Raw genomic sequence first — 16,112 nt, 5'->3', positions numbered from 1 at the left:
TTTTATCTACACCAATTAATGCTACTAGTTAAAGGTTGCAGTTTTATTACGGTATTATTAATAATCTGTAAATAAATTTACGTTATTATAACTATTTGCTTTAAACCACAACAATATTATAACATTATGAGTAAATTATCAAGACAAAAATGGCTATCTCAAAATTGTATTTTGAGATAGCCCTACCTTTTTAATATACTCAAATTTTATGTAGCTTTGTTATTTCCTTATAGATTTTAGTATACCTTCAGCAATGCCTTTGGCTGCTTTGTTTTGAAAATTATTGTCAGCCAAGAGCTTTTCTTCGTTAGCATTGCTTATAAAAGCTACTTCTACAAGGATTGCTGGTGCTTTTGTGTATTTAAGAACATAGAAATTTGCCGTTTTAACTCCTCTATTAGTTAATCCTATAGCATTTATAAGTTGGCTTTGTACTGCTTCTGCTAATTTTTGCCCCTGTACACTACCTGGTGAATAATAAGTTTCTGTACCATGGGCACCTGAAATAGGAGCACTATTAGCATGTATAGATACAAAGTATTCAATATTTTCATTATTAGCTATTTCAACACGTTTTTTAAGATCTTCTGCTTCATTTGAAGGCCAAGATACTTTATCACTATTTCTAGTATATACAACATCAATACCATTGCTTTTTAGTATCTCTCCAACCTTAAGTGTTATAGCTAAAGTTACATCCTTTTCGAGCTTTTTAGTAGGCCCCACTGCTCCAGAATCATATCCACCATGTCCTGGGTCTAGAAGTACTTTTATGGATCCTCCATTTAAAATTTTATTTAACAGTACATCAGATATTACTCCAGTTCCTCCCAGCACCTTCATTGTAGATATACTATTTAATTTAGAAGTTAACAAAGTTTTTTTCAAGTCATAAGAATCACCCACTAACATTACAGGTGATAATGTCTTTGCTGCCGCCGCAGAGCCGGATAGAGCATCAGCAAAAGCTAGTCCATTCGCTATGTAAGTGCTATCAAAAGTAATTTGGTTCAAAAACTCATTTATTACTGCCTCGTTAGTTTTATACCTATCTTGTCCACTTAATCTTTTAAAGTTTTCAATATTTTTTATAGATTCACTTTGGATTGAAGCTTCTCCACCTATAATATAATAATTACTTCCTTTATTAGCGTTAATAAATTTTCCAACACTATCTGGTATGTTTTTAGCTCTAGTAAGGAGTATGGGAGCTCCTTTTATAGCAGCCATTGGTGCCGCTGATACAGCATCCGGAAAATTTTCCCCTGAGGCTATAAATATATCATTATATGTACCTAAGACTTCTGCTACCTTCACACTTGTTTCATACCTATCCGACCCATATATTCGTGTAGACTCTAATCCCATATCCTTCAACTGATTTTCCACATTTTCAGATATAACACCAGGTCCACTTATTATAAAGGCATTTTTGGCATTCAGTCTTTTTATTTCTTCCATCATTTCTTTGCTCATGGAAGAGTTCCTAGTTAATAAAATTGGTGCATCATACTTTTTTGATAAGGGTGCTGCGCTTAAAGCATCTGGAAAATCCTCTCCTGAAACTAGTATTATGTAATTTGAAACTTCCCAATGATTTTTAGAAACTTGTATTGAGGTTTCATACCTGTCTTTTCCTCCAAACCTCTCTACAGTGGGAGCAGCAAATGCCTTAATATCCCGCATATGTAGTGCAGCAAAAAAGCAAAATAAGAATACTAACAATTTTTTCCTTAAGGTCATTGTTATTCCTCCCTCATTATTATATATTTTTTATTGTAACATAGATTTTAAGCATTCCTTATGGTACTTAGTGGCAATAAAATGTACATTTATTGCCCAGATATTGAAAACATTAAGTTTTAAAGAAATTATTAAAATTTTATTAAATATTTTATTCAATAGAGATTAATTTCATAAGCATACTATTACTTACCTTCACGTTGAACAGATTTTCAAAAAATGAAAAAGGTAGCTAACTTAGTTAAATTAACCAGTTAGCTACTCTATAATATTTTCAATATTTTACTTGTTCACTTCACCATTTTTTTCTTAAAAACCTTCTCTTTTCATCAGGTAAATCTAAAGCTAAAGTTCCTCCTGGATTCATAATATTATTAGGATCAAAATGTTTTTTTAATGTACGATATAGTTCTAATTGATTACTTCCAATCTGACCTTCTAGCCATGGTGCAGTCATCTTACCTATGCCGTGATGGTGACTCATAGCAGCTCCATATTTTTGTATATTGTCTAATATACCTGATTGATACTCTATATAATCATCAATCTTATTCATTTTAGCTATGAATATAAAATAAAGATTCGCTCCCTGTGGATATACATGGGACATATGAGTCATGCATATAGTATTGGGTCTGCTTTTACAAAACTTTCTAACTCCTTCATGAACTTCTTTCATATTATCCCAGTTGACAGAGCACTCTAAGGTATCCGTCATTATACCGTAATCTTGAAGATCTTCCCTCATGTATGGATCTCTAAATCTTCCGTGTTCCCAAGCTTTTGTCACATAACCTGTTGTATACATAGCACCGTATTTTTTGCATATTTTATGAAGTTTTTTATTTACTAATTTTGCAAAACCCTTCTCTCCTTCTGCAAATCCAAGGAAAATGCATCTTTCCATAGGTTTATACCCCTTTATAGTCATAAGCTTATCAATTATTGTATCTTCTACACCATAAAGCTTCAGCATTACATCTGTTTCTTCAGGATCTGATAATCTAAATACAGATGGGAATCCAAACTGTCCCTGCATTATTTCACGAGCCGCATTTCTTCCATCTTCCCAGGTTTTAAATATATAACTAAATCTTTTTATATTTTCAGGCATGTATTTAAATACCTTCAAAGTTACATTTACAAGAATACCAAAAGCACCTTCACTTCCCATCATTATTTCATCTATTGATGGTCCAGTTGCATTAGCAGGGTATTCATCGCTCTTTATAATTCCTATTGGAGTAACATATTCTTGACTTATAACTATATCTTTAATATTGCCATAATAGGTAGAGTTTTGACCTGCACCTCTTGTAACCACCCATCCTCCCACAACTGAATACTCAAAGGATTGAGGGAAGTGTCCACAGGTATATCTTATTTTTGCATTAAAATTTTCTGGCGCCTTATTTAAAGTCTCCTCAAGTTTTGGTCCACTCATTCCAGCTTGTACTGTAATAGTTTGATTTACTTCATTGAAACTTACAACCTTATTCATATGAACTCGCATATCTAGGGAAACTCCACCATTCATGCATTCAACTCCACGGGTAACGGAAGATCCTCCACCATAAACATATACCGCAATATTTTCATCGTTGCAGTATTTTACTATATTTATAATATCCTCTTTATTCCTTGGGTGTAACACTAAATCAGGTATATTCTCTATAATACCCTGTCTAAGTCGCATTAAATCAAACATGGTCTTTCCGTAAGCAATTTGAAGTCTGGAGTAATTGTCCACCTTAACATTTTCTTCACCAAGCATCTCTTTAAATTTATTTATTTGTGTTTCATTAAGCTTTATAGGTTTATCAAAATCTACTTTCTCAAGACCCATTTTCTGCTTGGTCTTAAAATCTTCATCTGTCATATTAAAGGTTTTTTTCATAAGTGCATAAAGTTTTCTGTTAGGATGTTTAAATTCTTTAGGATCCCCCCACTTTAATATAGAACGATAACTCCCCTCTGGAGGTGCTTCTTCATGCCAGTCTGGATAAAAATCATTATTATTTTTACTCATTACACCCATCCTCCTTGCTTAAATTCTCATGCCCTGTTATCTCTCTTATCTCCTTATAAAGTCCCTTAAGGGCAGGATAAATCTTTTGATACACATTATTATAAAGTTGAGAATATATTTTTACATTTTCACTATTGGGTTTATAATTCTTTGTATAATTCACCATATTTTCAATGGCTTCACTATAGCTTTCATAAACGCCTAAGGCTACAAAGGCTATAATAGAAGCTCCAAGACCAGATGTTTCATAGGTCTGTACCTTGTATATAGGTCTATTTAGCATGTCCGATGTTATTTCACATATAATGTCGCTTTGAGAACCTCCTCCAGATAGAAAAACTTTATTAATCTTCTTATGAGATTTACTTTCAATTTTATCGATGCCATCTAATAATCCATAATTTATTCCTTCAATTATAGCTCTATATATATGTGCGCGAGTATGCACATCACTAAAGCCTATTATTGCCCCCTTAGCTTCAGGCATTTTAAGTCCCGGAGTCCAATAGGGCTGAAGCATAAGCCCTTGGGATCCTGGAGGTATTTTTATAAGCTTTTCATTTAAAACCTCTTCTGGAGGTATATTTCTCTCTTGCGCCTCAATCATCTCTCTATGGGCAAATTCTTTTTTAAACCAAGTTATCATCCAATATCCTCTAAATATCTCTACTTCTGGGTTATAATATCCCTTCATTGCAGCTGGATAAGCAGGCATAAAGGGAATTGGTTCAAAATATTCTTTAGAGGTGGTCTGTACTGTTGCAGTGGTGCCAAAACTTATACTAGCACAGTCAGAACTCATGCATCCATTCCCTAGAGTTTCACAGGCTTTATCTGAGGCAGATGCTATCACAGCTGTACCTTCAATTATTCCCGTATCCTTTGATGCCTTTTCTGTTATTTTTCCTATTATATCACCTACCTCTATCAATTGAGGTAGCTTCTCTCTCTCCACTCCAAAGAGATGCCATTTATAACTGTTATCAGATTGAGGCCACTGCTTTTTCTTATAATCAAATGGAATATGCCCCACTTGATTTCCTATGGAATCAATAAACTTTCCCGTTAACTTATAATTCAGATATCCTGAAAGCATTAAGTATTTATATGTGTTTTGCCATATTTCAGGCTGGTTTTGTTTAATCCAATGAGATTTACTTTTCCTCATGGTTATATCTACCGCTTCATTCATCCCTACGGTACGAAAGGCAAGTCTTTTCCCCATAGAAAATTTTTCTGTGCAAAGAGCATCTCTCTGGTCAAGCCAAAGTATACAGTATCTTAATGGTTCCCCATTTATATCTACATTTACGCAAGTATCTCTTTGGGTGGTTATAGATACTCCTATAACCTGTTGCCACAACTCCTCTACCTCTTCCTTCAATGCTTTGGTAGCAGAACATATAGCATTATAATACACATTTGGATCCTGTTCTGCCCATCCTGGATTCTTCGAAATATATGGTTCAAATTCAACCTTCTTTTTACCTTTAAGTTCTCCATACCTATCGAAAAGTAATGCTCTTACACTTTGAGTTCCACAATCAATTGACAATATCAGTGGTTCCAAAACTTATTCCCCCTTTAACCAAAGATTCATGTCAGAGGTAGAAACTATATTTACACCACTTCCTAATACATTCTTTACCACTATGTCTCCACAGCCTATTAATCTATCAACAACTATCTTATCTAAGGTATTCATCAGAACAAATATGTCTTTCTTAGGTATTTCTCCATCAGTTTTTACAGGCAATCTTGGCATTTCCTTATAAATTGTCTTAACTGTAGTAGTAAGACTTCTCTGAGGATTTTTCATTTCATTTATTGCAAAAACCTCTCCCCTAGGACACAATCCTCCAGTAACCTGCCATGTATCTTCTATTTTTTTTACCACTAGATTGCAGCTGTTTGGACATACTATACAGGTAAGCTCCCTCACTTTATTCCCTCCTGCATTATCACTTCTATGTCTTTTCCTAAAATTTGTTCTATGTTATCTATATCAACTTCAATCCTTTCCATTTCTGGCGGCCTTAAATTTCTATACTTTTTCATATATATTATTTTATTGTTATATTTTATCTGCACTATGGTATTCTTGCGTATATCCTTAGTTCTGAAATACAATACTATTTTTTTATTTTGAGACGTGATATCAAAGCTTTGAGGAACTACATATAAGAATTCTTCATTTTTAAAGCATATATTATTTAATTCTCGCTTTTCTTTATTCTTAACATAGCTGGCAGCACTCTTTCCCGCAATAGAACCACTTTCCGATACATAATCCACCAAATCATTTACATGTAATGCATTTCCACAAGAAAATACCCCTTCCACTGAAGTCATCAAGTTTTGGTCAACATAAGGTCCTTTTGTCCTTCCATCCATTTTTACTCCTAATTTTTCTGCTATTTCATTTTCCGGTATTAGACCTACTGATAAAATAACTCCATCACATTCTATTATTTCTTTAGTACCAGCTATAGGATTCATATTTTCATCTAAACTAATTATCTCTACTGCTTCTACTCTGTCGTAACCAATTATTCTATTAATGGTCTTCGATAAGTAAAGAGGAATGGAGTAATCTTTTAAACATTGAACTAAATTTCTTGTTAAGCCTGATGGGGTAGGTTTAGCTTCATATACCCCTAACACCTCTCCTCCTTCAAGAACGAATCTTCTTGCCATAATTAGTCCAATATCACCGCTTCCAAGGATTACACATTTTTTACACGGAAGATATCCTTTTATATTCACAAAATATTGTGCTGTACCCGCTGTAAGTATTCCTGCTGGTCTGTCTCCATGAATAAATACCTGCCTCGAAGATCTTTCTCTGCACCCATTAGCAAGTACTATAGAAGAAGAACTTACCTTATATAATCCCTTACTTCCACTGACTAAGGAAATAATAAAATTATTTTCGTTTCTCTCTATATTCACCACAAAGACTGATGTAACAATTGATATATTGTTTTCTTCTACCATTTTTATATATCTTTCTGCATATTCAGGACCAGTAAGCCGCTCTTTAAACTTTATAATTCCAAAGCCATCGTGTATGCATTGTTTTAAAATTCCTCCTACCCTAGCTTCCCTTTCCACAATTAATGTTTTTGCTCCCATTTCATTAGAAGATAATGCTGCTGCTAAGCCAGCAGGTCCTCCTCCAATTACTACCACGTCATACTGTTCCATTTGTATCCTCCTTCCATGGAGTTTTGGTTTCAGAAACTAATATATTAGACTTCCTTCCTTTTTTAGTCACTTCTATTGGGCTAATATTTGATTGTTCACTTATTATTTCTGTTATTAAAGGAGTACAAAATCCTCCTTGGCATCGACCCATTCCTGTTCTTACTCTTCTCTTAATAGCATCTAGACTGTTTACTTTTATAGGAGAGTTTAGCACATCTATTATTTCTCCTTTACTAATTTCCTCACAGCGACAAATAATAATTCCATAATCCGGTCTATTTTTTATAATTTCACTTCTCTCTTCAAAAGAAAGTTTAGCTAATTCAGGTATACCCTTTCTTATTGGATTAAAGTCAACTTTCCTATATACTTTTTTAAATTTAGAGAGCAGTTCTATTGCAATACCCGTTATATCCTCTGCTATTGCAGGTGCTGAAGCTAAGCCTGGAGATTGTATTCCCGCTGCATGAATTAAATTATGGATATATTCCGACTTTTCAACTATGAACTCTTCTTCATAAGTAGCTGCTCTTATACCTGAGAAATAAGTTATTATATCTTCTTTGCCCAATCCTTTTACTAAAGGCAAATGTTTATTTATAACTCCATCTATATTTTCTCTGTTACTACTATAGTCCTCTCTTAAGGGCTGTTCATAAGCATCTGGCCCAGCTAATATATTATCATCTATAGTTTTAACTAATCCTCCTCCTTTTGTATTCCCTGATTTTTCGCTTATAGAAGGCATAGCTAATACACGATTAAAAAGATTGCCCTTTTTTTTGTCTAATATTAAGATTTCTCCCTTTCTTGGATGTATTGTAAAAAATTCATCTCCGGCCATTTCTGCTATTTTATCGGAATATACTCCTGCTGCATTTATAACAATAGCAGGATATACTTTTCCTCTATTGGTGTTGATCCACTCTATTTTATTGTTTTGAACTTCCATAGATTCAACTATAGTATTTAATGATAATTCCAATCCGTTCATTACAGCATTTTCAGCAAAGGCAACAGTAATCTTATAGGGTGATAAAATCCCCGTGGTTGGAAAGGAAAATCCTCCAGCTGCCCTCTCTGTAATGTTTGGTTCTAACTCCCTTAGCTCTTTTAATGGTACATGAGTTACCCCTTCCACTCCTAACTTTTTAGCTCTGTTATATACTATAGGTGCTAGAATCTTCATCAAAGATTTTTCATATAGAATAATATTCCCTCTTCTTTTAAACTCCACATCTAATTCTTCCGCAATTTTTGTATACATTCTATTGCCTTTTACATTATAATAACCCTTTTTACTTCCTGGCTTTGAGGCTATACCTGGATGAATCATCCCATCGTTCCTTGAAGATGCATGAAATGCTACATCATCCTCTTTTTCTACCAGTAGAGTTGAAATATTATATTTTGCCAGTTCTCTTCCTATGGCACTGCCTATAACTCCACCTCCAATTATTAATACATCTACACGTTTCCCCTGTAATGCATAATCTCTTAGCATAGGTTTGTTAATAGGAGGGATTATCAAGTCCTTTACCTGAATTTTATTTACCACTCCTTTAAATCCTTTTCCTGCAGCAATTTTACCTGCTTTAATCACTTGATTCCAATTATCCACTTCTCCTTCTAGCACAATAGAATCTCTCCATTGCCTGCAATAAACCTTAGAAGATAGATTCTTATTAATTCTCTCTTCAATATTTTTTAGTATTTTTTTCATACCCCACCTCTATGGTCATAATGTTGTCCGAACATCCTGTTTTGTAATATTTTATTATTGATATTGCATATATATTCCAATCAATTTTTTCTTAAGTCCTCTATGGGATATTTATATATATCATTGGGAATCACAAATCTTAGATAATAATAAGGCTCTTTCTCATTGTTTATGTATATCCATCTTTCCATATCAATTACTACAGCATTATAATCTATCTTTAAAATATTCTGCTCATCTTCACTTGGATTTCTTGGTATAATAACCTGCTCCACTCTATTTATAGTAAATTTAAGTTCTTCTAATATAATCTTTGCAAGGGATTCGTTAAGATCAAAATTTTTTAAAAGCTCCATAGCTTCCACATTAAAATAAGATTCTTCTATGGCGATTGGTAGCTTTTCTGCTAAGCGGATTCTTCTTAAGTAAAAGCAATCCTGATTTCTTTCCCATTTTAGTTTTTTATATAGTTCATGATTTAAAGTTATAACTTTGCTTTCATCTATTATATTTTTAGGGCTTATTCCCCTTACCTTTAAAGAATATGTAAGACTTATTAAAGGCTCAAAGCCAATAGCAGGTTCTTTTCTTGCAACAAAAGTTCCTATACCCTGCTTTCTATATAAATATCCTTCTCTAACTAACCCTGTAATAGCCTCTCTGACAGTAGCGCGACCAACTTTATACTTTTCCATAAACTCCTTTTCCGTTGGAATTTGAGTATCTACTTCATATGTGCCTTCCTTAACTCTTTTCACTATTTCTTCCTTTAGCTGAACATATATTGGAATTGGTTTGCGTCTATCTAACATATGATCCTTCCCTTTCTACCCCGTTATTGTAATTTAATACATTTGTTTCATTATATTAATGTTAGCAATAAAAAATTCTATTATTTATTAGCTAATTTCCACGTAAAAATGGGTTTAACAAAATAAAATTTGTTAAACCCATTTTAAATTTATGTTTATATAATTTCTTTTTCTAAACTGGAACCAGTGAATTGACTATTGTAAAGATCTGCATAGAATCCACCTTTAGCTAGTAGTTCATCATGGTTACCCTTTTCAATTATAGAACCATTATTCATAACAAGTATTAAATCAGCATCACGAATAGTAGATAATCTATGAGCAATTACAAAGCTTGTTCTTCCCTTCATAAGTTCAGTCATAGCTCTTTGTATATAAACTTCTGTTCTAGTATCTACACTACTTGTGGCCTCATCAAGTATTAATATTACTGGATTTGCTAGTATTGCCCTAGCGATAGTTAATAACTGCTTTTGTCCTTGAGAAATATTAGATGCCTCTTCATTAAGAATTGTATCGTATCCCTCTGGAAGTGTTCTGATAAAGTGATCAGCATGAGCTGCCTTTGCTGCTCTTATAATCTCTTCCTCACTAGCTCCTTCGCGTCCATAAGCAATATTATCCTTTATGCTTCCATTGAAAAGCCATGTATCTTGAAGCACCATACCAAAAATACTACGTAAATCCTCACGCTTTAATTCCCTTATATCAGCTCCATCGATGGTGATTTTTCCATCATTGATTTCATAAAAGCGCATAAGTAGATTTACAAGAGTAGTTTTACCTGCTCCCGTTGGCCCTACAATGGCAATGGTTTGACCTTCTGACACATCTATATTCATATCTTCAATTAGAGTAACCCCTTCTTTATATCCAAAATCAACATTTTCAAATTTTACATTACCACTAGGAAATTCTATAACCTTAACATCATCACTATCAGGAATCTCTTCCTCTTCATCTAGCAGTTCAAAAACACGTTCTGCTGATGCAATGGTAGATTGAATGATGTTTGCAATATTTGCCGTTTGGACTATAGGTTGTGTAAACTGCTTTGAATATTGAATAAACGCTTGTATATGACCTATTTCAATAGCCTTCTTTGTTACTAAAATACCACCTACTACAGATACAAATACATATCCTATATTGTTCACAAAAGTAATAAGGGGCATTATAATACCAGAAATAAATTGTGCCTTCCAACCAGCCTCATAGAGTTCTTCATTAATTTTATTAAACTCTTGTATAGATTTACTTTCATGTCCAAAAGCCTTCACTATTTTATGACCTGTGTACATTTCTTCTACATGACCATTAAGTTCACCTAACGCTCCTTGCTGCTCCTTAAAGAACTTTTGTGAACGAGATGCTACTCCTTTAGTTATTAAAACTGAGAGTGGCAATGTAATAAGAGTAATAAGAGTCATTACTGGGCTTATTTTAAACATCATTATTATAATTCCCACTATGGTGATAATGGAAGTAATAAGCTGCGTAATACTCTGTTGTAATGTACTACTGATATTATCCACATCGTTTGTAACACGACTTAATATCTCCCCATGAGTGTGGGAATCGAAAAACTTTAATGGTAAACGGGAAAGTTTTTCATTTACATCCTTACGCATATTAAGAACGGTTTTTTGCGCTACTCCTGCCATGATATATTGTTGAATATAAGCAAAAAATGCACTGCTAATATATAATACCGCTAAAATAATAAGAGTTTTATATATATAATCAAAGTCTATAGCCGCATTTGGGACACTAAATCTTTCCACTATTCCATTAAATAGAGTAGTTGTGACTTTACCTAAAATATCAGGACTTAGAATCGTAAAGGTAGTGCTTAATATAGCCATAATAAATACTGCAACAAGCTGAAATTTAAGGGGTTTCAAATATCCTAGAAGTCTCTTCAATGTGCCCTTAAAATCCTTGGCTTTTTCTACTGGCATTCCCATTGGAGGGCCTCCATGACCTTTTCCAAATCCTCCACCAGATTTTTTTTCTCTGCGTTTTTCACTCATGCCAACTCCTCCTCTGAAAGCTGTGAAGATACAATTTCGCGATATACTTCACAGTTATTTAAAAGTTCCTTATGCTTACCCATTCCTGCAATTTCACCATCATTTAAAACTATAATTCTATCTGCATTCATAACAGTGCTTACCCTTTGAGCTACTATAATCATAGTTGAATCCTCTGTTTCACTTTCCAATGCTGCACGTAATTTTGCATCAGTTTTAAAATCTAGGGCTGAGAAACTGTCATCAAATATATATATTTCTGGTTTTCTAACTAAGGCACGAGCAATTGATAAACGTTGTTTTTGTCCCCCTGAAACATTGGTGCCACCTTGAGCTATCATTGAATCCAAGCCATCTTTCATATTGCTTATAAATTCTCCAGCTTGAGCTATTTCACAAGCATAAAGAACTTCTTCTTTTGTTGCATCTTCTTTTCCATATTTAATATTTTCTTCAATTGTACCACTAAAGAGAACTGCTTTTTGGGGCACAAATCCTATTTTACCTCTTAAATCCTCTTGAGACATTTTTCTAATATCTACACCATTGACTAATATATTTCCGCTGTCCGCATCATAAAAACGAGGAATTAAGCTTATCAAAGTAGATTTTCCCGATCCAGTACCTCCTATTATTGCAGTTACTTCCCCTGGTTTTGCACTAAAAGAAATGTTTTTGATAACTGGCTGTTCAGCTCCTGAGTAGCTAAAACTAACATCTTTAAATTCCACATAACCCCTTTTACTATCAGCGCTGACAATTTCTTCAGGATCGTTGATTTGTGAAGTCATATCTAAAACTTCATTTATTCTTGTTGCTGAAGCAGAGGCACGTGGTATTAGTACAAACATCATAGAAACCATAATTAAAGAGAACATAATTTGCATAACGTATTGAATAAATGCCATTAAATCTCCAACTTGCATATAGCCTCTGTCAACGCGAATACCTCCAAACCAGATAATTGCTATTGTTGTAAAATTAAGAAGCAACATCATCATCGGCATAAGTGCAGCCATTATTTTATTTACCTTTATAGCAGTATTAGTAAGATCTAAATTCGCCTCATCAAAACGCTTCTTTTCGTGATCATTACGATTAAATGCGCGAATTACCCTAATACCAGTAAGATTTTCACGCAAAACAAGATTAAGCTTATCAAGCTTTGTTTGCATAATCTTAAATAATGGAACTCCTTTTCTTACTATAATAAATATAGTTCCTGCTATTATAGGAACTGCAACCACTATAACTAAAGATAAAGTTGCATCCCTTGACACTGCCATAATAATCCCACCTATGCACATCATAGGTGCACTAACCATTATTCTTAGAATTATTATAAGCACTTGTTGAATTTGTGTTATATCATTTGTAGTTCTGGTAATAAGTGAAGAGGTTCCTATTTTATCAAATTCCTGAAGAGAATAGTTCTCAACTTTTGAAAAAACATTGCCTCTAAGAATCTTACCAAATCCTGTTGCTATTTTTGAGGATAAAAAGCTGGCAATGATTGTACATATCGTACCCCCTGCAGCTACAATTAACATTAATCCTCCAACTCTTAAAATATAATTTGTATCTCCGTTAATTATACCTTTATTAACAATGTCTGACATCAACGTTGGCAAATATAGTTCTGAAAGTGATTGAAAAAATACTAGTACTAAAACTGCAGCTATTGAAGCTGCATAGGGCTTTAAAAATTTGAACAGCTTAATCATAAATCATCATCTCCATCTAATTCTCCTGTAATTACATATCTAATTTTTTATCACATACTTCTTCAAGATTGTCTCTCATTTGCATTAACAACCTTCTAAGTAGAATTTTTTCTTCTTCTGTAAAATTAGAAAAACATTCTCCATTAATAATTTTAATAACTTGAATTGCTTCTTTACATAATTTTTTTCCCTGCTCCGTTAAGTAGACCCTTGTAACTCTTTGATCCTCAGAATCTACTTTCCGTTCCACCAAATCAAACTTTTCCATTCTTTTTAACATCATAGTAATAGTGGCAGGTTTTATATTTAACTTATCTGATAATTCCTTTTGGCTCTGACCGTCCTTAATATGCAATGCCATAAGCATGGGAGGTTGACCTGGATACACTCCAATTTTTTCTAATAGTTTATGAGTTCTATAATAATGAAGCCTTATCACTTGCGAAAAAACGTGATATAAAGAATCTCTATCGATACATTCCAACAATATCCCTCCTATTTAATTAGCCGACTAAACATATTTAATAATATCATTAGACTGTTTCCTAGTCAATATCATTAGAAAACAATAATTTTAAACAATTTATTAACATAATCACATCTCTTTATTCCCTTAATATTCAGAACATTAAATGAAAACGTTGTAATTTCTACATCCTTATTATAGGCTTATTTTAAAACCTATTCATCATTTTCATTCCACAACCAATAGTTAGCCTACTAATGTATTTTGTTAAATTTTTATCTATATTCCAGCTGTTCATGCTCCACTTTCTTACTAATCCCTAAAAACTAATGTTTTGATCAGTCTATCTTCTCCCAGTATGGTATTAGGGAAAATACTTGCCGCGTTATCTTTGTATAGCTCTGGCTCAACCATTGCTGGAGTAAAATGAGTGAGTAAAAGTTCTTTAACTCCACCTTTAAGGGCTAATTCTGCTCCTTCAGCAAAAGTCATGTGCTTATTATTAATTGCTTTGTCTAAATCTTTATTTTTCCCATAAGTTCCCTCACATATAAATAAGTCACTATCCTTTATGAAATCAATTATGGTACTTATTGGCCTTGTATCTGTTATAAAGCTTATCTTTATCCCTCTTCTCTCACTTCCTAATACCATACTAGGTTCATATTTTTTCCCATCACATACCACAATTTCACCTCTTTGAAGTGTATTCCAAAGAGTTTTTGGCACCTCTTTTAAAATTGCCTTTTCCTGATCAAATTTTGGTTTTCTACTTATATAAAAACTATAACCTATACAGGGCGTTGAGTGATTGAGCTCTAATGCAGAAATAGTTAAACCACTGATATATAATGACTCTGAGGGGTTTTCTATTATATTTATCTCATAAGGAAGATAAGGCACTATAACTCTAAGACAGTTTACTATATTCTCTATGCCCTCTGGTCCTATAATTGTCAACGGTTCAGTTCTTCCGCTATTTCCTATAGTTGCAAGAAGACCTGGTAATCCCACGATATGATCTCCATGTCCATGAGTTATGCATATAACATCTATTGACTTAAATCCCCAGCCAAGAATTTTCATGGATACTTGAGTTCCTTCTCCACAATCAACTAATATTTTCCTACCTTTATAATTTATAAGAAGAGAAGATAAAAATCTTTCAGGTGTAGGCATGCCTCCTCCTGAGCCTAGTAGTGCTATATCCACCATAATAATCACCTCATATTTATATTGTTAACAAATTCTCCCTAAAATATATTATAAAAACTGCTCTGGAAATCTAATTATCCTCCGAGCAGTTTTATTGATAAATATTTATTTATAATTAATAGCAGTAAATATTTATTTTTCATTTAATTCAAGCATATTAATATCTATAATAAATTCATTTTTAACTCTTAAAAATTGTTTTATGTCATTCAAAAACTGAAAGAGGGATGCCCTACTCTCAAACTCTTGTCGTGATACAGGAAGGGACATACTTCTGAAATTTTCTCTTAATCTATATAGATCATTAAGTAAATTTTCCGCAGTATTCTCTTCATATATAGAGTTAGCAACCTTTTCTGTGAAATCTGCCATCATTAGCGCCTGCTCATATGTTGAGAAATCATCTCTAAAATGTTCCTTCATCGATTTCAAAGTTTCTAATTGCTGCATTCTCATTTCCATATATCTAACATAGTAATGATCATTTCCACGAAAATAGTTATTTAAATTTATATAGGTAAGCTTTCTTGCCCCACGCAATCTATTTTCTAAATCTATAAGTAAATCTTCTTCATCTTCCTTAGAAAATTCTCCATTCCTCATAGCTTCAGCTATTTTAATTAAAATTTCTTTTATGCTTTCTTCTATAAATAATTGATCTTCCTTTATACGTCCCTCAACGCTTGGCATATAAAGATTTAGTATTAGAGCTACGGTAACTCCAACTATCATTAGAGCTACTTCATTCCATAACCAGAATGCACTAGTTGATTGTTCAACTAGAAGGTGAGATACCAATACAGAACTAACCACAATTCCTTCTTCTACTTTAAACCTTACAGCTAAAGGTATAAAAATTAGTAGAAAAACACCAAAAATTATCTCTCCATAACCAAGTAAATTGAATAGAATAAGCGCAAGACAAAGAGCTAAAATACAAGATAGTATTCTTTTCAATGCACTCTTAACGGACTTTTTTCGTGTCTTTTGTACGCTTAATATGGTAATAATTCCTGCAGATGCGGCGTATTGCAGTCCTAATTCTTTTCCTATTATAATTGCTAAAGAAGCTCCTATGGCGGTCTTTACTGTTCTAAATCCGATAAATTTCATAATATCCTCCTAACATGCATTTTAAAAGTGCTATATAAAATTATACT

General features: G+C 33.2%; 12 protein-coding genes. All 12 read right to left on the bottom strand.

The annotated features are described in order from the left end of the window. Window positions 1–219: 219 nt before the first annotated feature. Window positions 220–1,743 (bottom strand): N-acetylmuramoyl-L-alanine amidase, encoded by a 1,524-nt coding sequence (locus tag KQI86_RS10165; RefSeq protein ID WP_216439157.1) that lies wholly within the window; start codon window positions 1,741–1,743, stop codon window positions 220–222. A gap of 295 nt (window positions 1,744–2,038) precedes the next feature. Next, the gene (locus KQI86_RS10160; RefSeq protein ID WP_216439156.1) at window positions 2,039–3,772 is read right to left on the bottom strand and encodes an FAD-binding oxidoreductase; all 1,734 of its coding nucleotides are present in this window, start codon (window positions 3,770–3,772) and stop codon (window positions 2,039–2,041) included. Continuing rightward, window positions 3,765–5,342 carry an FGGY-family carbohydrate kinase gene (locus KQI86_RS10155; protein ID WP_216439155.1) on the bottom strand — a complete coding sequence of 526 codons (1,578 nt, stop codon included), beginning with the start codon at window positions 5,340–5,342 and terminating at the stop codon, window positions 3,765–3,767. Before KQI86_RS10155 ends, KQI86_RS10160 begins: the two co-directional genes overlap by 8 nt. A 3-nt stretch (window positions 5,343–5,345) precedes the next feature. Further along, window positions 5,346–5,714 (bottom strand): DUF1667 domain-containing protein, encoded by a 369-nt coding sequence (locus KQI86_RS10150; protein WP_216439154.1) that lies wholly within the window; start codon window positions 5,712–5,714, stop codon window positions 5,346–5,348. Further along, entirely contained in the window at window positions 5,711–6,979 is a 1,269-nt protein-coding gene (locus tag KQI86_RS10145) for an NAD(P)/FAD-dependent oxidoreductase (RefSeq protein ID WP_216439153.1), read from the bottom strand. Before KQI86_RS10145 ends, KQI86_RS10150 begins: the two co-directional genes overlap by 4 nt. Then, the gene (locus KQI86_RS10140) at window positions 6,966–8,702 is read right to left on the bottom strand and encodes an NAD(P)/FAD-dependent oxidoreductase (protein ID WP_216439152.1); all 1,737 of its coding nucleotides are present in this window, start codon (window positions 8,700–8,702) and stop codon (window positions 6,966–6,968) included. Before KQI86_RS10140 ends, KQI86_RS10145 begins: the two co-directional genes overlap by 14 nt. An 80-nt stretch (window positions 8,703–8,782) precedes the next feature. Next, window positions 8,783–9,514 (bottom strand): GntR family transcriptional regulator, encoded by a 732-nt coding sequence (locus KQI86_RS10135; protein WP_216439151.1) that lies wholly within the window; start codon window positions 9,512–9,514, stop codon window positions 8,783–8,785. Between the two features lie 155 nt (window positions 9,515–9,669). Continuing rightward, window positions 9,670–11,547 carry an ABC transporter ATP-binding protein gene (locus tag KQI86_RS10130; protein ID WP_216439150.1) on the bottom strand — a complete coding sequence of 626 codons (1,878 nt, stop codon included), beginning with the start codon at window positions 11,545–11,547 and terminating at the stop codon, window positions 9,670–9,672. Then, a complete protein-coding gene (locus tag KQI86_RS10125; RefSeq protein WP_216439149.1) occupies window positions 11,544–13,271 on the bottom strand; it encodes an ABC transporter ATP-binding protein in 1,728 nt (575 codons plus the stop codon). The genes KQI86_RS10130 and KQI86_RS10125 overlap by 4 nt, the downstream gene beginning before the upstream one ends. Window positions 13,272–13,302: 31 nt before the next feature. Continuing rightward, entirely contained in the window at window positions 13,303–13,755 is a 453-nt protein-coding gene (locus KQI86_RS10120; RefSeq protein WP_246582736.1) for a MarR family winged helix-turn-helix transcriptional regulator, read from the bottom strand. 294 nt (window positions 13,756–14,049) lie between these two features. Then, window positions 14,050–14,952 carry a ribonuclease Z gene (locus tag KQI86_RS10115; RefSeq protein WP_216439148.1) on the bottom strand — a complete coding sequence of 301 codons (903 nt, stop codon included), beginning with the start codon at window positions 14,950–14,952 and terminating at the stop codon, window positions 14,050–14,052. 132 nt (window positions 14,953–15,084) lie between these two features. Further along, window positions 15,085–16,065, bottom strand: a complete 981-nt coding sequence (locus KQI86_RS10110) for an aromatic acid exporter family protein (RefSeq protein WP_216439147.1) — start codon at window positions 16,063–16,065, stop codon at window positions 15,085–15,087. Between the last annotated feature and the right edge of the window lie 47 nt (window positions 16,066–16,112).

Origin of the sequence: Clostridium mobile, assembly GCF_018918285.1 — a bacterium.
Classification (GTDB): Bacteria; Bacillota; Clostridia; order Clostridiales; family Clostridiaceae; genus Clostridium_AW; species Clostridium_AW mobile.
This window is presented reverse-complemented; position numbering and strand designations above follow the sequence as displayed.